Here is a 19,064-nt window from a genome sequence, read left to right as displayed (position 1 = left end):
GCCAGATTCAAGCCGTTCCGGAACCCTAGATGAAAAACACCGTTGCACTCTTGCTTGCCTTGACCGCCACCGCCGTACTGTTCAGCTCGACTACCCGCGCCGCAGGCGATCCGCAGGCCGGCGAAAAGATCTTCCCGCGCCTGTGCGGCGGCTGCCACCAGGTTGGCCCGGATGCGCGCCCGGGGTTCGGCCCGCAACTCAACGGCATCATCGGTCGAGCGGCCGGCACCTCGGCCAATTACGTGTATTCCGAGGCGATGAAAAACTCGGGCAAGACCTGGGACCGCGAAACGCTGACTGCGTATCTGAAAGATCCAAAGGGCGTGGTGCCGGGCACACGAATGATTTTCTGGGGGCTGAGTGACGAGGAGAAGATCGATAATTTGCTGGCGTATCTGCAGCAGTTCTCCAATTAAAGATTTTGCTCGGCCGGCCCGGAAAACCAGGCCAACGGCATTTGCGAAGTCAAAGAGGGCTGATCAAGCCACCTGATTACGGCCCGCCGCTTTCGCCTGATACAGCTGCTGGTCGGCACGTTTGATCAGCATCGTGTGGCTGTTGTCCGCCGGGTCGGCCAGCGCGACGCCAATGCTCACCGTGACCTGTCCGATCTCGGGAAAGTGCGCCTGGGCCACGGCGACACGGATCTTTTCGGCGACCACCTCTGGAGTATCAGGCTGGGCGACTTCCGGCAGCAGTACGGCGAATTCCTCGCCGCCATAACGGGCGACGAAGTCTGTGGCGCGCACGCTGACCTGAATGAGTTGCGCCAATTGCTGCAACACGTCGTCGCCAATCGCGTGGCCGTAGGTGTCGTTGATACGCTTGAAGTGATCGGCGTCGATCAGCAGCAGGGCAAACGGTCGCCCGGTGCGGCGGAACAGCAGACTGTATTCGCTGAGTTTTTCATCGAAGCGGCGACGGTTGTAGACGCCGGTCAGGGCGTCGTGGGTCGCCAGGTTCAACAGGTCGGCATTGGCCTGCATCAGTGCCGCGGTGCGCTGGGCTACGGTGGCTTCCAGCGAGGCGTTGGCTTCCTGCAGTTCGCGCTCCTTGGCCAGCAGCGACCGGGTCATGGCGTCGATCGACTGCCCAAGCTGGGCGATTTCCCGCACCGGGTGCTGCAGCGGGAAGTGTGCGCCGGGCTGCTGGTTCTGCACCTGTTTGGCCGAGTGCGCGAGTTGCTCGATCGGCCGGCTCAGATACTGCGCCAGATAGTACGCCACCAGCCCGAATGCCACGGCGGCGGCCACACCCAGCAGCAACAATTTATAGAGCAGCAGGCGCGCCGGCTCCAGAGCGGTGTCCAGTGGCTGGCGCACGGCAATCGACCAGGACAACGCCGTACTCGAAGGCGTCGGTACGGTGACCATGCTGGTCAGGTAACCGTTGCCGACCGACCAGCCCGGCGACTTCGAATCATTCACCGCCAGTTGCTGGCCCATCAGGGCTTCCGGGTACAGCACCTTGCCGTCGTGATCGATGATCAGCGCTTCGATATCCGGCGACGCATTTTTATGCGAGAACGCTGCCGATTCGACGATACGCGTCACCCAGCTCCAGTGCGCGTGCGCGCCCAGCACGCCAATCACCTGGCCGTCGGCGTTGCGGATCGGGGCGGCGAAGTCGATGAAACGCAGCGGTTCGCCGTTGGGCGTTCCCGGCAGCAGTTTGGCCAGCAACACCGCTTCGTGCGGGTCACCGGTGTACTCACCCCGCAGGCCAGCCTGGAACCATGGCCGTTGCTGCACCGATTGCCCGACCAGCAAATTATTCACCGCTTGATGCACATGGCCCTCGGCATCGGTCACGCCCATCCACGCATACTCGGCCCGGGCCTGGGTGCGCAGTTGCATCGATTTGAGAATCGCCGGGTTGTCGAGGTCGCCGCGTTCCAGATGCGGCGCACGGCTGAGCAGGTAGACCTCCAGCTGGCGCTCGCGTAATTGGTCACCGAGCAACGTTGCCGCAGAACGCGCGGTATTGAGCAGTGAATTGCCGCTGACCTGTTTCATCTGTTCGGTGGCGATATGCCCGACATAGAAGCCGACGATCGCCAGGGTCAGCAGGGACAAACCGGCGAACCAGAGGGTCAGGTGACTTCGCAGACTGGCTTTGAGCATGGGCAGGCAAATTCTGTTTGGACGTTGTGGCCGCATGGTATGCGCATTAAGCGTCGGGCTGCCAGTCGGTCGCTTCGGATAAGCACCGTCGGAAGTTTCGCCAATGCCCTACAAGGCAAGATCCTTTCTGACGCGGGTTGTTGAAAAGAACCACGCCAGCAAACGACGAAATACAAAAGCCCGGCTGATCAGGCCGGGCTTCTTTGACTGCTTTAGAGCCGTTGTTTTATGCATTGCGGCTTTCGATCAGACGATCCGAGCCACCTTCAGCGACGCGGCGTTCCTGCAGACGATCCGAACCACCTTCAGCGACACGGCGTTCTTGCAGACGATCCGAACCACCTTCAGCGACGCGGCGCTCCAGCAGACGATCCGAGCCACCTTCAGCGACACGGCGTTCTTGCAGACGATCCGAACCACCTTCAGCGACGCGGCGCTCCAGCAGACGATCCGAGCCACCTTCGGCAACACGGCTCTCCAGCAAACGATCAGAACCACCTTCAGCCAGACGGCTTTCAATCAACTTGTCCGAGCCGCCTTCAGCGACCAAGGTGTGAACGGGTGTTGCTGCAAAAGCGTTAACTGCAAGAACCGAGAAAGCGATGCCGAGGATGGTTTGGCGTTTCATGATCGTGTGCTCCGGGGTGTATTGGGTTGGTATGGAGCTGATGTTACGCCGCGGATTTTTTATGAGAACTTCATTGGCGTGATGGTGACTATCGACGCCAGCGATGTATGCCGCAAGTCCGGATTCAGAGCTTCTGCGCCCGAATGCATAGTTCTCCGGTGGCGCGGGTCAGGGCCAGATCATGCAGTGCGTCGTGTGTCAGGCCCTGCCGGGCCTTGGCCAGCCAGACCGGGCAATTCGGGTCGCGGCGATGCGGCGCGAAGTCGGCGTACTGGCGCAGCAGGCGGGTTTGCAGCTCGTCCAGGCGCGGACGAATCTGCCCGGCAAGATCCGGTCGCGGGGTGTCCGGCGCCGCACCAGCCGCCTGCCATTGCGCGAGCAATCCGTACTGCACCAGTTTGTTTGCCTCCATTTGTGCAGCGATCAACTGGGCGACTTCTTCGGGGTCGAGTTGGTGTTCGGTCGCCAGGGTGCGGGCATTGGCGATGACCTGGGCTTCGCGCGGGCTGTCCTGAATCGGCTTGCCACTGTCCCATTTGGTCAGGGCGACGAGGTCGCCGATGTTCAGGCGTTCGTTCAAGGTTGTCAGCAACGGACGCAACGATTCGGAGGAAACAGGGGGCTCGGCGGCGCCGGCAGCGTGGCTGAACAGAACCAGCAGGGAACAGGTCAGAGCATTTCGCAACGGAGTCATGGGCAGGCGCGTTCCACAAAAAATAGTGCCGACATTTAAGCCTTGAGCAGAGGCGATGTCGACCGACTTTATCCCGCCCATCTAGCGTAATATCCCTCGCATCTCCCACCCCGAGAACGATCCTCAATGCAAACCCCCAGCACCATCAAACCGCTCTGGCAAACCTACCTGCTGTTCCTTGCGCCGATGGTGTTGTCCAACTTCCTGCAATCGATGTCGGGCACGGTCAACAGCATTTACATTGGGCAGATGCTCGGTACGCAAGCGCTGGCGGCGGTGTCGGGGATGTTTCCGGTGATCTTTTTCTTTATCGCGCTGGTGATCGGCCTGGGCGCGGGCGCCGGGGTGTTGATCGGCCAGGCGTGGGGCGCGCGCGAGGCACACATGGTCAAGGCGATCGCCGGGGCAACGCTGTTGCTGGGGGTGTTGATCGGTTTGCTGGCGGCGGTACTCGGCAGCGTGTTTGCGCGTCAGGCATTGCAAGGGTTAGGAACGCCGGCGGATGTACTGGACGACGCAGTGGCGTATGCGCATGTGATGATGTGGATTCTGCCGTCGATGCTGGTGTTTGTGCTGTTCACGCAATTGCTGCGCGGAGTCAGCGACACCGTGTCGCCACTGTTGGCGCTGATCGTGTCGACCTCGGTCGGGCTGGCGCTGACCCCGGCGTTGATTCGTGGCTGGTTCGGTCTGCCGCAGTTGGGCATTCAAAGTGCCGCCTTCGCCGGTCTGGCCGGTAACCTGTCGGCCATGACGTGGCTGGCGTGGCGGCTGATTCGCAAGGACCATCCGCTGGCGCCGGACCGCGAGTTCTTCGCGGCACTGCGGCTGGACGCGGCGATTCTCGGCAAGGTGCTGCGCATCGGCCTGCCGACCGGGGTGCAGATGATCGTGTTGTCGCTGTCGGAGCTGGTGATTCTGGCGCTGGTCAACCAGCACGGCTCGCAGGCGACAGCGGCCTATGGCGCGGTGACGCAGATCGTCAACTACGTGCAGTTTCCGGCGCTGTCGATTGCCATCACCGCCTCGATCCTTGGCGCCCAGGCCATTGGTGCCGGGCAACTGCAACGCCTGGCAGCGATCCTGCGCACCGGGCTGTTGATCAACGTGTGCCTGACCGGCGGTTTGATTGTGCTCGGTTACCTGTTGTCGCACTGGTTGCTGGGACTGTTCCTGACCGAAGATTCGACCCGGGCGATGGCTGAGCACTTGCTGCACATCATGTTGTGGAGCCTGTTGGTGTTCGGCTTCCAGGCGATCATCGGCGGCATCATGCGCGCCAGCGGAACGGTGCTGGTGCCGGTGATTATTGCGATTGTCTGCGTGGTCGGCGTGCAGTTGCCGGCAGCTTACTGGCTGGACGGTCAGTACGGTTTGCAGGGCGTTTGGATGGCGTTCCCGGTGGCGTATCTGGGCATGCTGGTGTTGCAGACGCTGTATTACAAACTGGTCTGGCAGCATCAGAAGATCGAGCGGCTGGTCTGAGCCCGAGCCACATCGGCAGACAAATGACATGGCGCATTCGCCGGTTGTTTGCTTAAGTCAGTCGAGGCCTCGAAGGTTTGCCCCGTCCGGAGAATCCCATGCGTGCCCGATTCACCGCTGTGGCACTGTTTGCCTGCCTGTGCGTCACGAGCGCGGCGCAGGCCGCTGAATACAACCGCGTCAACACCACCGCCAGCCAGATCAGCTTTACCTACAACCAGATGGGCTCGCTGATGTACGGCACCTTCGGCAAGTTCGACGCGACACTGCAGTTCGACAGCGACAACCTCGCCGGCGCCCACACCACATTGCACATCGACCTCAACAGCATCGACGCCGGCAGCACCGACGCCAACACCGAACTGGTGAAACCGGCGTGGTTCGATACGCAGCGCTTTCCCGTGGCGGTGTTCGAGTCCAGCCGTTTTACCCGGGTCACGGGCAATCATTATCTGATCGCCGGCCAGCTCACCCTCAAGGGCATCACCCGCGAGGTGCAGGTGCCGGTCGAGCTGAAACCGGACAGTTCGATCGGCATTTTCGACGGTGAGCTGGTGCTCAAGCGTGACCAGTTCGGACTCGGGGCGGGGGAGTGGACGGACACTGTGGTGTCCAACGACATCGCGATCAAGTTCAAGGTAGTGGCGCCACAGCAGTGACGCCAGCCGCTCAGGTCAGTAGGCGCGCCAATGTCCCGGTGCCCAGCGCCACTCACGTCCATCCCAACGATAGTGACCGGCGACCCAGTGATAACCGGGCGCTGGCATGACCGGCACGACTTCCACCGGCGGCGGTGGCCGATGCGGCCGTACCGGTTCGACAATGCAGCCCGACAGGGTGATCGCGACCAGTGAGGCGGCGAGCAGGGTTTTCAGGTTTCGCGACATGGTGGTCTTCCCGGTAGATAAGTTGTTGTTGCCGAGCGGGTTCAACGGGCCCAGTGGCCTTCGACCCAGTACCAGTTAGGACCGCGCGCCTGCCAGTGGCCTGGTCGCCAGTGCGCGTTGTACCTCACCGGTTGCCAATGACCGGGCATCCACACGTAGCCGCGTCCTTCCCAGCGCCAATGGCCCTGATCCCAGACATAACCGGGGCGCGGGCCGGGCATCACTTCCATGCGCATCGGCGGCGGTGCCTGCTGAATGTAAACCGGGGGTTGTGCAAACACCGGGGTGCTGGCCAGCGCTGCCAGGGTCAGCGGCACCAGCAACAAGGCTTGCCGCCATTTGAACAGAGAACGCAAAACGTTCATGTGAACTCCTCAAGGCCTGCGTTAAAAAAGTGAACGCAGCTGAAGAATTGGACGCTAAATCGGCGAAAGATCCGAGCCTTGGCAGATGAAATTTTCTTCAGGTCAACCGTCAGCTTGCTTCGGTATTTCCTGCGACGGTGGCAGGCGTCGGGACACGGTATGATGTCGCGGTTTTCCGCCGGAGTTCAGTTGTCATGCCATGCATCACCCACTACCAATCCCCATGCCCCGAAAGCGTTAACAGCCAGATTCTGCAACTGGTGGTCGATTACCTGACCGACATCAGCGCGGTCGGTCTTGGCCCGAGCAATCTGCTGTACAACGTCTATCAGTACGCGGTCGGCTATGAGGTGCATCTGTATCTGGAGGCACTGAATGGCGAGAAGGGCACTGAGGTGGAATTGCTGGTGGCGACGGCCGAGGACGACCCGGAGCGGGTCATAGGTTTCCTCTTGTACCTGCCGGTGCAAGGCGATTGGGAAGCGTGCAGCGTCGCCTACATGGCCGTGCGCGAAGGCTATCGTCGCCAGGGCGTGGCGCGGGCAATGATCGGCGAGATGGTCAGCCGTTATCCGCACGCCGAGCTGACCTGCAGTGTCGGCAAAGTGCCGTACTTCGAGGTGCTGGGTTTCGAGGTGATCGGCGCGCGCGAAACCCAGGTGCTGATGAGCACCCGGCATTACCGCAGCAACGGCCTGCGCGGTTTCATCGACACCACACCGATCTATCGCTCGCTGGAAGTGCAGCAGATCCACACCTACCTGCTGCAGAAAAACGGCAAGCGCGCGATGCTCGATGCCGAAAAACAGCGCGACCGGCATCTGGATCAAACTACCCGTCACGTCGAAGAATTTGTCCGTCAGCGCCTGACGCTGCACTGAGTCCTGAGTCCGGCGCAAAAAACGGACAAAAAAAGAGCCTCAAGGCTCTTTGATGGGGAGAAGTAGAGCCCATGAGGCTCAAGCTGCGCATGAAACAGGGAACAGGCTTGATTTGGGGTTCAGAACACCCGTTCCCTATGCAGTCGCTCAGGAGTGAAGCGCCTGCGTACCTTCATCATGGGAACGCGCGGGGGCCGACTCAAGTACCGCTAGTCGCACGGGCGGCGGCCCGTTCCACCATCGCGATGATGGTCGCGAACAATTCGTCCTTCGCTTGCCCGGCACTGATTTCAGCACTGGCGGCAGCATTCGACAACGCCTCGGCGGCACCGAGCATCGCGCGCAAACCGGCTTGGGTGATTTCCCCGCCAGCAGCCAGCGGTTGCAGCACACTGCGGCACTTTTCGAGGAAGATTGCCTCGTAGTCGCGCTTGATCTTTTCCAGCTCCGGCGTGCTGCCCAGCGCGGCAATCACTCCAGGACTCTCATTGCCCTGCAATAACACGCAATCGACGTACGCCGTGGCGATCACCGTCGCGGTGTCGATCAGCGTTGGCGGGCACTGGTCGATCGCTGCATTCATCACCGCAGTCTGGCGAGTATCGAAGTCGCGATACAGCGCCGCGAGCAAGCCCGAGCGAGTGGTGAAGTGGTCGTAGACCACCGGTTTGGTCACTCCGGCCTTGTCCGCCAGGTAACCCAGGGTCAGGGCATCGGTGCCCTCGGCCCGAATGATCTGCCAGGCGACGTCGAGCAACTGGCGGTTGCGATCTTCGCGCGACAGGCGACGTCGCGGCTGGGCAGGGGAATCGGCTTCGGTCATTTCTATGGTTGACATCGCTTATATACCAAACGTAACTTACTGTTCGTAACTTACCAAGAGTATATAGCCCTTGGTCAGCGCAAACTTACAGGAGAATGACCATGCACGCATTGATTGTTGTGGCGCATCACGAACCGCGTTCGCTGACCCACAGCGTGGCAACGCAGATTGCCGAGGGCCTGACAAGCGCCAACCCTGCCAATACCCGGGAAATCGCCGATCTTTACGCCGAGGGATTTCAGCCGGTGTTCGGCGCAGCGGATTTCGCCGTGCATCACCGTGAGGCGCGGCCGCCAGCCGACGTATTGGCGGAACAGGCACGGATTGATCGGGCCGACGCTCTGGTGCTGGTATTCCCGGTGTACTGGTGGTCGATGCCGGCGTTGCTCAAGGGTTGGATTGATCGGGTGTTCAGCAATGGCTGGGCGTTTGATTTCGCTGGCGACCTCAAGCATGTGAAGAAGCTGCAGCGCCTGCGCGTGCATCTGGTCGGGCTTGCGGGGGCCGATGAACGCGCCTACGAACGTCACGGTTATGGCCCGGCGATGAAGGCGCAGATCGAACACGGGATTTTCGATTACAGCGGGGCGACGGTAGTGAGTTCGACGCTGATGGTGGAGTCGGAGGTGCGTGATCCGCAGGAGCATCTGCAAACGGCGCGACATATCGGCGCCCAGATGTTCACCTGAGCCGCACCTCCTGTAGGAGCTGCCGAAGGCTGCGATCTTTTGATCTTGTTTTTAGAAAATCAAAAGATCGCAGCGTGCCGCAGCTCCTACAGGTGTTGTCAGCGTGATCCGGGCCAGCCGGCTCTGGCGAGGGCGGCGAGCAGCGTTTCCTTATCCAGCCCAGGCACCGCATGTCCGTTGCCCTCAGTGCTCTCGCTGGCGAGCAGAGCATTGATGATCGCTTCTTCGACCGCCTCGGTAGCCGCGAGGAACAGCTCGCTGATGTGGTCGTTGTTGACCATGCGCAAGCCGTCGCAGGTTGGCGCGCCTTTACCCTCGTAAGCGGCGGATGGCACCTGCTCGTTGCCGGTGGCAAAGGCAATGAAAATGTCGCCGCTGTGGTCTTCGTTACCGCCGCCGCTGCGCGCCAGACCGAGGCTGGCGCGCTGTGCCAGGCGCGTGCATTGATGCGGCAGCAGCGGTGCGTCGGTGGCCAGGCAGACCACGATCGAACCCATGCCCGGATGCGGCAGCGAAGCCCGCAGGAACGGCGAATCCACCTGTTCCATGTAACGGCCCACCGGATAACCGTCGACCCGCAACTCGCTGCGAATGCCGTGGTTGGCCTGGACGATCGCGCCCACCGTCCAACCGCCCTGAGCGCTGCTCAAACGGCGTGACGCGCTGCCGATGCCGCCCTTGAATTCATGGCAGATCATGCCGCTGCCGCCACCAACGGCGCCTTCTTCTACTGCGCCGTCATGCGCTGAGCTCAGCGCCTCGGCGACATGCTCGGGCTTTACGTGAAAACCATTAATGTCGTTGAGCAAGCCATCGAAAGTTTCCAGCACCACCGGCATGTTCCAGTAGAGGCGCCCGTCGTCCGGTTGCTGCTGACGATCCAGCGCAATCAACGCATCGCGCACCACGCCAAGACTGTGGGTGTTGGTGAAGGCGATGGGACTGGTCAGCAGCCCGGCCTCGCGAATCCACTCAAGGCCGGTGGCATCGCCATTGCCATTGAGCACATGCACCCCGGCGAAGCACGGTTGCTGGTTGGTCGAGCCGCGGCGCGGTTCGATCACTGTGACGCCGGTGCAGATGTCCCGTCCGCTGTCGCTGCGGCCACGCACGTTACTGTGGCCGACGCGCACGCCGGGGACGTCGGTGATGGCGTTGAGCGGGCCGGGTTGCAGTTGGCCGATGCGGATGTTGAGGTCACGGGCACGAGGTTTCATGGGATGTCTCTCTATAAAAAGGCAGAAATGAATGAGCGGGACTGAACACAAAACCCTGTGGGAGCGTGGCTTGCCCGCGAAGGCGGTGTGTCATTCAAAGGAGATGTTGACTGACCCGACGCATTCGCGAGCAAGCTCGCTCCCACAGGGAAATGTGTTGGGGTTACTGGCCGTTCTTGACCTTGCTCCACACCCGCGTACGCACGCGTTCGGTGGCTTTGGGCAGCGGTTCCAGGGTGTACAACGTGGCCATCGCCGCGGCCGACGGATACACCGCCGGGTTATCCCGGGTGGCCGCAGCCACCAGTGGCGTCGCGGCGCGGTTGCCGTTGGGGTACGACAGGTGATCACTGACCGGCGCGATCACTTCCGGGCGCAGCAGGTAGTCGATAAACGCCAGACCCTGAGCGCGGTTCGGCGCATCCTTGAGCAGCACCAGCGTGTCGAACCACACTGGCGCGCCTTCCTTGGGCAGGCTGTAGGCGATCTTCACGCCGTTGTTGGCCTGCTCGGCGTTGGTCTTGGCTTCGAGCATTGCACCGGACCAGCCGACTGCCACGCAGATGTTGCCGTTGGACAGGTCGCTGATGAATTTCGACGAGTTGAAGTAGGCGATGTGCGGGCGCAATTTGAGCAGCAGCGCTTCGGCTTTCTGGTAGTCCTCGGGGTTGGTGCTGTTGGGCGGCAAGCCCAGGTAGTGCAGGGCGACCGGGAGCATTTCCGACGGCGAATCAAGCATCGCCACCCCGCACTGGCCAAGCTTGGCGAGGTTCTCTTCCTTGAACACCAGATCCCACGAATCCAGCGGCGCCTTGTCGCCGAGCGCGGCGCGCACTTTGTCGACGTTGTAGCCGATGCCGTTGGTGCCCCACAGATAAGGCACGGCGTATTGATTGCCGGGATCGTTGTTGGCCAGTTTGCTCAGCAGATCGCTGTCCAGATTGTTCCAGCCCGGCAGTTGATCGCGAGGCAGCGGGGCGAGGGCGCCGGCCTTGATCAGCGTCGGCAGGCTGAAGTTGCTCGCCACCACCACGTCGTAACCGCTGCGGCTGGTCAGCAGTTTGCCTTCGAGCACTTCGGCGCTGTCGAAGGTGTCGTAAACCGGTTGAATGCCGCTGTCGCGCTTGAAGTCAGCCAACGTCGTGGGGCCGATGTAGTCGTACCAGTTGTAGACGTGCACGCTCGGCGCATCGGCGGCACTGGCGACGGATGCGACGCCAAAACAGGCGAGCAGGCCAAGGTTGATGCCCCGGTTGATATAGCCACGACGACAACGCATGATGCGGCACTCCTGGCCTGCGGCAGGCCGGTGATTGACAGGAGTGCTCAGCCTATCCGGGCGGGCACGCCTGACCCATTCCCATCATGGGTTACTCAAAAGGGGTAGAGCGTGGACGCGTTGTTGCAGGAGTTGCCGGTGCACCAAAGTCTGGCGCGGGTGTTTGCCGCCGTCGGCCAGGACGCTTTCTGGCGCGCGCTGGTCGACACGCTGCGCCTGCTGGTGCCGCTGGACAACGCGCTGGTGGCGCTGATGAAGGCGGGGCAGGCGCCGCAGTTGCTGATCGACTTCGACAGCAAGGGCCGCGCCGACGAGCAGGAAGAACTGGCTAGCTACACCGCTGGCATGTACCTGCTCGATCCGTTCTACCAAACCGCCTCGACCGGCATCGCCGACGGCCTGCACAGCCTGGCCTCGGTGGCGCCGGACCAGTTTCTGCACAGCGAGTATTACCAGAGCTACTTTCGCTCGGTGGTCGGTGAGGACGAGTTGCAGTTCATGATCAACATCGAGGGCGGCGTGCTTGGCCTGTCACTCGGACGCTCGACGGCTTTCGATCTGGCCGAGCAGGGCCGTCTGCTGTGTGTGCGCGACTGGGTGCTGGCGGCGATGCGCCGACACGTGCAGCTGTTGCCGCCGCAAGGGACGGGCGCCGAGCCGGTGGCGGGGGATCTGGCAACGCTGCTCGATCGCTTCGATGCGCGCCTGACCACCCGTGAAGTCGACACCGCGCGGCTGATTCTGCAGGGCTTTTCCAGCAAGGCCATCGCCCAGCAGATGGGCATCTCGCCGGAGACGGTGAAAGTGCATCGGCGCAATCTCTATCACAAGCTCAATGTGAACGGGCATGGCGAACTGTTTGCGCTGGTGTTGCGCCCATCCACTTCATGAGCCACACCAGCCCCCCCTGTGTGAGCGAGCCTGCTCGCGAAAGCATTCTGTCAGTTGATGAAATCCTGGCTGACACACCGCATTCGCGAGCAGGCTCGCTCCCACATTGGTTATCGGGGTGCCAGGTCAATCTGTGCGTTTGAAGACGAGCGCCTTCAGGCCGCTCTCAGGATCAATATCCGGAAACTCAGGCGGATTCTCCAGCCGCTGCTCAAAGCGCAAGCTTGGCGCCTCTTGCGTCACGCCATCGATCAAAAAATCCGAACCAAATGACGGATCATTCATGCACGCCAGCACCGTGCCGTCAGCCGTGAGCAATTCCGGTAAACGACGCAATACGCGCTGGTAATCCTTGGTCAGCAGAAAGCTGCCTTTCTGGAACGATGGCGGGTCGATGATCACCAGGTCGTACGGGCCGCTGTTGATCACCTTGCCCCAGGACTTGAACAGGTCGTGGCCAAGGAAACTTACCTTGCTCAGGTCATGCCCGTTCAGCCGGTGATTGTCACGACCGCGGCTCAGTGCGGCGCGGGACATGTCGAGGTTGACGACATGGCTGGCGCCGCCTTCGATCGCTGCCACGGAAAACCCACAGGTGTAGGCGAACAGGTTCAGTACGCGTTTGCCCGCTGCCTGCTCACGCACCCAGTTGCGCCCATAGCGCATGTCGAGAAACAGCCCGGCGTTCTGCTTGCGACCGAGATCGACGCGGTACTGCAAGCCGCCCTCGACGATGCTCATCTCGTCGATTTCATTGCCCAGCAGCCATTCGGCGGTGCTCTGCGGCAGGTAACGATGTTGCACCAGCAAGGTGTGGGCACCGGACTCTTGCCATTCCGCCGAGGTGCTGAGGTCGAGCAGCGATTGCTTGAGCGCTTCGAGCTGTTCGGGCTGCGGCTCCTTGAACAGCGACACCAGCACCACGCCTTGCAGCCAGTCCACCGTCAACTGTTCCAGCCCCGGCCAGCAACGCCCACGGCCATGGAACAGGCGGCGGGTTTCGCTCGGCGCCGTGGCGAGTGCAGGCAGCAGATGGGCGCGGAGGGTGGCGAGGGCTTCAGGGTTCATCAGTCACGGTCGGCAAGCAAAAGGGCCGGCATTTTAACCACAAAAACCGCTTGGCGAACGCCGGTCAGCCAAGGCGATTGACCACTGTTAAGAAAAGACCTGTATCAAAAATGAATTTATGCAGGGCGCGCTGCTCATACCAGATAAGCAGCGGATTTGAGCCGCTAAGTCGTTAATGCAATTCAGGGAGTGCCAGTTCATGAGTCCAACACCGACACCGAGCGCGCTCCTTCCTGGCGGGTTGATTCTGGTGGTTGAGGACGACCCGTTGATTCTGGAGTTTCTCTGCGAAATTCTTCAGGAGGAAGGTTTCAAGGTCGAGCCGCAAACCAGCGCGGATGCCGCCAAGCTGTATCTGGAAGAGCACGCGCCGGAAGTCGCGCTGCTGCTCACCGACATCACCATGCCCGGTGAAATCAACGGAGCGGGGCTGGCCAATCTGGTCGGCGACCGCTGGCCGGACAAACCGGTGATGGTCATGTCCGGTTATGAAACCCCGGAAACTTCCGGGGTCAAGCATCCGGTCGCGTTTATCAAAAAGCCTTGGGCCATCGGCCAGTTGCTTGACTGTGTCGACAGCGCGTTCAAGTCCAAGGCCGCGCGTCTGCACTGAGCCCTTCGGGGCGAATGGCCGGGCAAAAATGCTACATTGCCCGGCCAATCTGCCCAATTCTGTCAAAGGATGCGACCTTTTGTCTGCTCACGATAACGTCTTCGACCGCGCGTTCGGCGCGTTCCTGTTCGACATGGACGGTACCGTCCTCAATTCCATCGCCGCTGCCGAGCGCGTCTGGGCGGCGTGGGCCGAGCGTCACGGGGTTGATGTCGAGCGTTTCCTGCCGACCATCCACGGTGCTCGCGCCATCGACACCATCCGCCGGCTGAACCTGCCGGGAGTGGACGCCGAGGCGCAAGCGGCGTTCATCGCGCAGGCGGAAATCGATGATGTCGAAGGGATTGTGCAGATACCTGGGGCCGCGGCGTTTCTCGAAGCCTTGCCAAGTGAGCGCTGGGCGATGGTGACGTCGGCGCCACGGGATCTTGCGTTGCGGCGGATGGCCGCGGCGGGGATTTCCGAGCCTGCGGTGATGATTACGGCGGAGGATGTGGCGGCTGGCAAGCCTGATCCGGCGGGTTATCGTCTGGCGGCAAAGCGCCTGGGGCTTGAGGTTGGTGACTGCCTGATTTTCGAAGATGCCACTGTCGGTATTCAGGCCGCTGAAGCGGCAGGTGCAGCGCTGATGATCATCACCACGACGCACCAGCATCCCCTCGAAACCCGCCACGCGACTATCGACAGTTATGAGCCGCTGAGCGTTGTCGTCGATAGCCAAGGTCAACTGCACCTGCAGAAGGCCTGACACTACAAAGTCCCCTGTGGGAGCGGGCTTGCTCGCGAATGCGGTCTTTCAGTTGCATGCGATGTCGACTGATTCAGCGCATTCGCGAGCAAGCCCGCTCCCACATTCGATCAATGTCGGGCCGTAAATGTTGCCCGCTATCCAACACTGCAGGAGCCGGTTCAGTCTGCTGGTGATGGCGTCAGTAAACCCCCGGCAACAATCGCCAGCTGCGCGCGCAATAAGCCTCGTACTCTGCACCAAACTGCCCGCGCAGCAGCGCCTCTTCCGAGTGAATACGTGCGATCAGTGGAATCAGCGTCAGCGCCGCCAGAATCAACCCGACACTGGAACGAAACGCCAGCGCCCAGCCCACGGCGTTGACCACCAACCCCAGATAGCTCGGATTGCGCAGGCGTGTGTAAATGCCGTCGGTGACCAGCCGATGCCCCGGCTGAATCGCCACCAGGCCGCTGAACCGACGGCCCAGCACAAACACCGGCCACAGCCGCAGCGTGCCACCGACGATAAACAGCAAGGCGCCGAGCCAGCGCACGCCTTCAGCGCCGAAGGTCCAGAAGTCGATGCGGTCGCAGTATGCCGGGAGAAAACCGCTGACCAGACCGATCACGCCGAACGCCGGAATCACCCAGCGATTGGCGCGGTCCTCGCGCTCGCCCGAGCTCATGTTTACATCGGTGAACAGCGACGCCACCACCATCAGCACCGTGGCCAGCGCCACCAGCACCAGCGCCCCATGCGAAAAGAACACCGCCGGCCCGCCAATGCCCCACACCGCAAGGCCCAGGTAGGCGAGGGTGGCGAGCACCGCAACCACGGTCATTTGCGCAGACATTTTCATGGTCATCTCTTGAAAAGCGGCTGATCCTTTCAGTGTAGGACGCCGCTGAACCCGTGAAGGCGTCGGGTCAGTGACCATTGATGCCGGATGTCCCGGCCCCTTCGTGAGCAAGCCCACTCCCATCCTTGATCATGGCCAGCCCGAGAGCCTCCATCGACCGACAATCCCCAGTGGGAGCGGGCTTGCTCGCGTAGGCGTCGGATCGGTCGTGACCAGTCTTTGGTCGGCAACGCCTTCATCCGGCCAACATCGCGTCTACGCTGATTCATTCCTTCTATTTGTCCGTGTATTGCCCATCAAAGAGGTGAACCCATGAAAATCGACTTGAGTGGAAAACTGGCCATCGTCAGCGGCAGCACGGGTGGCATTGGTCTGGGCATCAGTCAGTCACTGGCCGAGGCCGGAGCCACGGTTGTGGTGATCGGGCGTGAAACGGCCAAGGTCGAGCAAGCGCTGGCGAGCATTCGCCAGCAGGTGCCGGGTGCGCAACTGCGCGGACTGACGGCCGACCTGGGCACTGCCGAAGGTGCGGAAAAACTGTTCGCCGCCGAACCACGCGCCGACATTCTGGTGAACAACCTCGGCATTTTCGATGCCGTGGATTTCTTCGACACCCCGGACAGTGAGTGGACGCGTTTCTACGAGGTCAACGTGATTTCCGGCGTGCGCCTGTCGCGGCATTACGTGCCGGCGATGGTCGAGCAGGGCTGGGGACGGGTGATTTTCCTGTCCTCGGAATCCGGCGTGGCGACCCCGGCCGACATGCTTAATTACGGCGTGACCAAAAGCGCCAACCTTGCGGTGTCCCATGGCTTGGCCAAGCGTCTGGCGGGCACCGGTGTGACGGTCAATGCGATCCTGCCGGGGCCGACGTTTACCGGTGGCGTGGAACACATGCTCAAGGACGCCGCCGCCGAGTCCGGCCGCAACCTGCGCGAGGAAGCCGACGCCTTCGTGCGCAGGGCGCGGCCGACATCAATCATCCAGCGGGTGGCCGATGTTGCCGAGGTGGCGCATCTGGTCACGTACATCGCTTCGCCGTTTTCCTCCGCCACCACTGGCGCGGCCTTGCGCGTGGATGGCGGTGTAGTCGACAGTATGGCGATCTGAACCGCGAAGACTCTGGAGAAGCGTTTATTTATGGCAACTGCATCAGCAACCATCGACATCCCGGCTTCGGCCGATCAGGTCTGGCAATTGATCGGCGGCTTCAACACGCTGCCGGACTGGCTGCCGTTGATTCCCAAGAGTGAACTGAGCGAAGGCGGACGCGTGCGCACCCTGCAAACCGCCGATGGCGCGGTGGTGATCGAGCGTCTGCAAGCGTTCGACAACGCTGCCAGGACCTACAGCTACTCGATCGAACAGGCACCGTTCCCGGCGACTGACTATCTGGCGACGATCAAGGTTGAAGCTCAGGGGCAGGGCGCTCGAGTGACGTGGTCGGGACGCTTCAACGCCAAGGGCGTGAGCGATGAGGAAGTGGTGGCGCTGTTCACCGGCATCTATCAGGGTGGCCTTGAGGCGCTGCGGGCCAACTATCCAGCCTGATTGAACGCCACAAAAACCCTTGTAGGAGTGAGCCTGCTCGCGATAGCGGTCGATCATTCAACAATTATGTTGGCTGACCCACCGATATCGCGAGCAGGCTCACTCCTACAATGCAGCGCGGTGATTCTCAGGACTGCGAGATCAAACTCTGTCGACAATCCAGCACCAGCTGCGCACCGCCCAGCTCACTGCTGCCCACCTCAAGATTGAAGCCATGCAGGCTGACAATCGCCGCGACAATCGACAAACCAAGGCCAAAACCACTCTGCGGTTGCCCGCCCTCGGCACGATAGAAACGCTGGAACACCGCCTCACGCTCGGCTTCGGGAATCCCCGGGCCGGAGTCGTGGACTTCAATCCGCGTGTGCCCGCCGTCATTCACACCACGCAAAATCACCGTACCGCCCGCCGGAGTGAACTTGATCGAGTTGCTCAACAGATTGGCCAGCGCCTCGAACAACAACGCCCGGTCGCCATTGAGCGGTGGCAGGGTTTCCGGCATGTTCAGTACGAACAGCAGTTCGCCTTCCTCGGCCAGTGGCAGATAAAACTCATGCAGTTCTTCCAGCAGTCGCACCGGATCGAGCTCGACAAAACCTGAGCGGCGCTGGCGATCTTCCAATTCGGAAATCCGCAGCAACCCGCGAAACCGCGCCATCAGCGTGTCCGCCTCGGCCAGCACCAGGTCCAGTTGCGCCGCCTCCTGTGAGCCTTCACCCGCCTGCTGTTGCATGCGATACAACTGCGCGCGCAAACGCGTCAGCGGCGTGCGCAAATCGTGGGCGATGTTGTCGCACACGCCTTTGACTTCATGCATCAGCCGTTCGATGCGATCGAGCATGGCGTTGACGATGGCGGCGAGCATGTCCAGTTCGTCGCGGCGGTTGGACAGCGGCAAACGGTGGGTCAGGTCGCCAGCGACAATCGCCTGGGCGCTGTCCTGAATCGCGCGGATGCGGCGCATTGGTCGGCGGCGCAGCAAATGCCAACCGGCAATCCCCGGCAGAATCGTCAGTGATACCCCCCAGAACAATGCATGCAGAATGATCCGCGTCACGGCGAACAACGAACCGTTGTCGCGCAGCAACACCAGCCAGCGACCGTCGCGGGTCTGAGTCGCCACCGCGTCGCAGCTGTCGGCGGGCAGGGTCGGGTCATCGGAATCGGCGCAGTCATCCAGGGTGTGGATCTTGCCGTCCAGCGGCAGGCCTTCGGGCAGTTGCTGCAAGGCACCGCCGAGGTAAACGCCCTGGGCGTCGAACAGGCCATAGGCGTCGATGCCGCGGATGTCAAAGGTCATGCTGGCGGCGAGCGCTTCTTCCAGTTGTTCACCGCGAAAGTGCGAAAACAGATGCTGACGTTGCATCAGCGAATGCTTGGCGAGGTTATCGAGATAGCTGGAGACCTCGAAATACATGACCCCCATGAGGATCGCGCTCCAGGCCACGAACAGCGAACTGTACAGCGCCAGCAGTCGACTGCTGGAGGAGCGCCAGCCGTCAGACGGGTTCGGCAATGACATAACCCGAGCCCCGTACCGTGCGAATCAGCGGAACATTGCCCGCCGCGTCGATCTTCTTGCGCAGACGACCGATGTGTACGTCGATCAGGTTGGTGCCCGGGTCGAAGTGATAGCCCCAGACCTCTTCGAAAATCATCATCCGCGACAGGATCTGCCCGCTGTTGCGCATGAGAAATTCCAGCAGCTTGTATTCGGTGGGGAGCAGCGTCAGCACCTGCCCGGCGCGGCGTGCTTCGTGGCTGATCAAGTCCAGTTCGAGGTCGGCAACCTGCAACGTGGTGGCCTGGGTGGCAACGCTGTTCTGCCGGCGCAGCAGCACTTCCACGCGTGCGGCCATCTCGTCGGTGGCGAACGGTTTGGTCAGGTAATCATCGCCGCCGGCGCGCAAGCCGCGCACGCGCTCATCGACATCGGAGAGGGCGCTGATCATCAGAATCGGCGTGGCCACGCCCATGGTGCGCAGCGTGGTGACGATCGCCAGGCCATCGAGTTCCGGCAGCATGCGGTCGAGGGTGATCAGGTCGTAGTTGCCGCTGACGGCGCGGTCCAGGCCCTCGCGGCCATTGTCGACCCAATCCACTTGCAGGCCGTGGCTGCTGAGTTCGGCAACGATTTCACGGGCAGTCACGGCGTCGTCTTCGATGGTCAAAATACGAGTCATAGAGCAGGCCTTGATCGGTTCAAACGGAATGGCAGCATTTTGCCAAGTATTTTGCGTCGCGCTTTAAATTAACTTTCATGTATAGCCTGTCACAAACG

Annotated in this window: 22 protein-coding genes; 10 read left to right on the top strand and 12 right to left on the bottom strand. The window is 61.6% G+C overall.

Features of this window, described 5'->3' with window-relative positions; all coding sequences use genetic code 11:
• Positions 1-29 precede the first annotated feature (29 nt).
• Positions 30-416, top strand: a complete 387-nt coding sequence (locus KCG87_RS12275; RefSeq protein WP_027614707.1) for a cytochrome c family protein — start codon at positions 30-32, stop codon at positions 414-416.
• A 63-nt stretch (positions 417-479) separates the two neighbouring features.
• Here the strand turns inward: KCG87_RS12275 and KCG87_RS12270 are convergent, their stop codons facing one another.
• The 3 genes from KCG87_RS12270 to KCG87_RS12260 all read right to left on the bottom strand — a co-directional run bounded on the left by KCG87_RS12270 (position 480) and on the right by KCG87_RS12260 (position 3,445).
• Positions 480-2,123, bottom strand: coding sequence for a sensor domain-containing diguanylate cyclase (locus KCG87_RS12270; RefSeq protein ID WP_210557711.1), 1,644 nt, complete (start codon positions 2,121-2,123; stop codon positions 480-482).
• A gap of 226 nt (positions 2,124-2,349) precedes the next feature.
• Entirely contained in the window at positions 2,350-2,751 is a 402-nt protein-coding gene (locus KCG87_RS12265; protein WP_210557712.1) for a hypothetical protein, read from the bottom strand.
• A gap of 124 nt (positions 2,752-2,875) precedes the next feature.
• Positions 2,876-3,445, bottom strand: coding sequence for a chorismate mutase (locus KCG87_RS12260; protein ID WP_210557714.1), 570 nt, complete (start codon positions 3,443-3,445; stop codon positions 2,876-2,878).
• 126 nt (positions 3,446-3,571) lie between these two features.
• On the opposite strand from KCG87_RS12260, the gene KCG87_RS12255 reads away from it, so the two are divergent.
• A complete protein-coding gene (locus KCG87_RS12255; RefSeq protein ID WP_027614711.1) occupies positions 3,572-4,930 on the top strand; it encodes an MATE family efflux transporter in 1,359 nt (452 codons plus the stop codon).
• Between the two features lie 98 nt (positions 4,931-5,028).
• Positions 5,029-5,589, top strand: coding sequence for a YceI family protein (locus KCG87_RS12250; RefSeq protein ID WP_135295461.1), 561 nt, complete (start codon positions 5,029-5,031; stop codon positions 5,587-5,589).
• A 15-nt stretch (positions 5,590-5,604) separates the two neighbouring features.
• On the opposite strand, the gene KCG87_RS12245 is transcribed toward KCG87_RS12250, so the two are convergent.
• Entirely contained in the window at positions 5,605-5,817 is a 213-nt protein-coding gene (locus KCG87_RS12245; RefSeq protein WP_027614713.1) for a YXWGXW repeat-containing protein, read from the bottom strand.
• A 41-nt stretch (positions 5,818-5,858) separates the two neighbouring features.
• Positions 5,859-6,182, bottom strand: coding sequence for a YXWGXW repeat-containing protein (locus KCG87_RS12240; RefSeq protein ID WP_098968184.1), 324 nt, complete (start codon positions 6,180-6,182; stop codon positions 5,859-5,861).
• A 194-nt stretch (positions 6,183-6,376) separates the two neighbouring features.
• Here KCG87_RS12240 and KCG87_RS12235 point away from each other — a divergent pair, with 194 nt between their 5' ends.
• Entirely contained in the window at positions 6,377-7,063 is a 687-nt protein-coding gene (locus KCG87_RS12235; protein WP_210557717.1) for a GNAT family N-acetyltransferase, read from the top strand.
• A 199-nt stretch (positions 7,064-7,262) separates the two neighbouring features.
• On the opposite strand, the gene KCG87_RS12230 is transcribed toward KCG87_RS12235, so the two are convergent.
• Entirely contained in the window at positions 7,263-7,901 is a 639-nt protein-coding gene (locus KCG87_RS12230) for a TetR/AcrR family transcriptional regulator (RefSeq protein WP_210557719.1), read from the bottom strand.
• An 86-nt stretch (positions 7,902-7,987) separates the two neighbouring features.
• Here KCG87_RS12230 and KCG87_RS12225 point away from each other — a divergent pair, with 86 nt between their 5' ends.
• Positions 7,988-8,575: an NAD(P)H-dependent oxidoreductase gene (locus tag KCG87_RS12225; protein ID WP_098968187.1), complete on the top strand. Its 588-nt coding sequence runs from the start codon at positions 7,988-7,990 to the stop codon at positions 8,573-8,575.
• A gap of 98 nt (positions 8,576-8,673) precedes the next feature.
• On the opposite strand, the gene KCG87_RS12220 is transcribed toward KCG87_RS12225, so the two are convergent.
• Both KCG87_RS12220 and KCG87_RS12215 read right to left on the bottom strand, forming a co-directional pair.
• Positions 8,674-9,792, bottom strand: a complete 1,119-nt coding sequence (locus tag KCG87_RS12220; RefSeq protein WP_210557721.1) for a P1 family peptidase — start codon at positions 9,790-9,792, stop codon at positions 8,674-8,676.
• 163 nt (positions 9,793-9,955) lie between these two features.
• Positions 9,956-11,071: a polyamine ABC transporter substrate-binding protein gene (locus KCG87_RS12215; protein WP_098968189.1), complete on the bottom strand. Its 1,116-nt coding sequence runs from the start codon at positions 11,069-11,071 to the stop codon at positions 9,956-9,958.
• 111 nt (positions 11,072-11,182) lie between these two features.
• Here KCG87_RS12215 and KCG87_RS12210 point away from each other — a divergent pair, with 111 nt between their 5' ends.
• Positions 11,183-11,962, top strand: coding sequence for a LuxR C-terminal-related transcriptional regulator (locus tag KCG87_RS12210; RefSeq protein ID WP_210557722.1), 780 nt, complete (start codon positions 11,183-11,185; stop codon positions 11,960-11,962).
• A 126-nt stretch (positions 11,963-12,088) separates the two neighbouring features.
• Here KCG87_RS12210 and KCG87_RS12205 read toward each other — a convergent pair whose 3' ends face one another.
• Positions 12,089-13,030 (bottom strand): class I SAM-dependent methyltransferase, encoded by a 942-nt coding sequence (locus KCG87_RS12205; protein WP_210557724.1) that lies wholly within the window; start codon positions 13,028-13,030, stop codon positions 12,089-12,091.
• Between the two features lie 199 nt (positions 13,031-13,229).
• Between KCG87_RS12205 and KCG87_RS12200 the strand changes: the two genes are divergently transcribed.
• Together KCG87_RS12200 and KCG87_RS12195 are read left to right on the top strand one after the other, a co-directional pair.
• Positions 13,230-13,643, top strand: a complete 414-nt coding sequence (locus KCG87_RS12200; protein WP_210557726.1) for a response regulator — start codon at positions 13,230-13,232, stop codon at positions 13,641-13,643.
• A gap of 79 nt (positions 13,644-13,722) precedes the next feature.
• Entirely contained in the window at positions 13,723-14,391 is a 669-nt protein-coding gene (locus KCG87_RS12195; protein ID WP_210557728.1) for an HAD-IA family hydrolase, read from the top strand.
• Positions 14,392-14,572: 181 nt separating this feature from the next.
• Here the strand turns inward: KCG87_RS12195 and KCG87_RS12190 are convergent, their stop codons facing one another.
• Entirely contained in the window at positions 14,573-15,232 is a 660-nt protein-coding gene (locus tag KCG87_RS12190; RefSeq protein WP_096795888.1) for an isoprenylcysteine carboxylmethyltransferase family protein, read from the bottom strand.
• A 312-nt stretch (positions 15,233-15,544) separates the two neighbouring features.
• On the opposite strand from KCG87_RS12190, the gene KCG87_RS12185 reads away from it, so the two are divergent.
• Both KCG87_RS12185 and KCG87_RS12180 read left to right on the top strand, forming a co-directional pair.
• Positions 15,545-16,342 carry an SDR family oxidoreductase gene (locus tag KCG87_RS12185; RefSeq protein WP_027613242.1) on the top strand — a complete coding sequence of 266 codons (798 nt, stop codon included), beginning with the start codon at positions 15,545-15,547 and terminating at the stop codon, positions 16,340-16,342.
• Positions 16,343-16,372: 30 nt separating this feature from the next.
• Positions 16,373-16,783, top strand: coding sequence for an SRPBCC family protein (locus KCG87_RS12180; RefSeq protein WP_098968198.1), 411 nt, complete (start codon positions 16,373-16,375; stop codon positions 16,781-16,783).
• Positions 16,784-16,910: 127 nt separating this feature from the next.
• Here KCG87_RS12180 and KCG87_RS12175 read toward each other — a convergent pair whose 3' ends face one another.
• Complete coding sequence (locus KCG87_RS12175; RefSeq protein WP_210557730.1) at positions 16,911-18,305, bottom strand: HAMP domain-containing sensor histidine kinase; 1,395 nt, start codon at positions 18,303-18,305, stop codon at positions 16,911-16,913.
• The gene (locus tag KCG87_RS12170; RefSeq protein ID WP_027613239.1) at positions 18,283-18,966 is read right to left on the bottom strand and encodes a response regulator transcription factor; all 684 of its coding nucleotides are present in this window, start codon (positions 18,964-18,966) and stop codon (positions 18,283-18,285) included. Before KCG87_RS12170 ends, KCG87_RS12175 begins: the two co-directional genes overlap by 23 nt.
• Positions 18,967-19,064: the final 98 nt, after the last annotated feature.

It is taken from the genome of Pseudomonas sp. MWU347, from assembly GCF_017947305.1.
GTDB classification, from domain to species: domain Bacteria; phylum Pseudomonadota; class Gammaproteobacteria; order Pseudomonadales; family Pseudomonadaceae; genus Aquipseudomonas; species Aquipseudomonas putida_A.
This window is presented reverse-complemented; position numbering and strand designations above follow the sequence as displayed.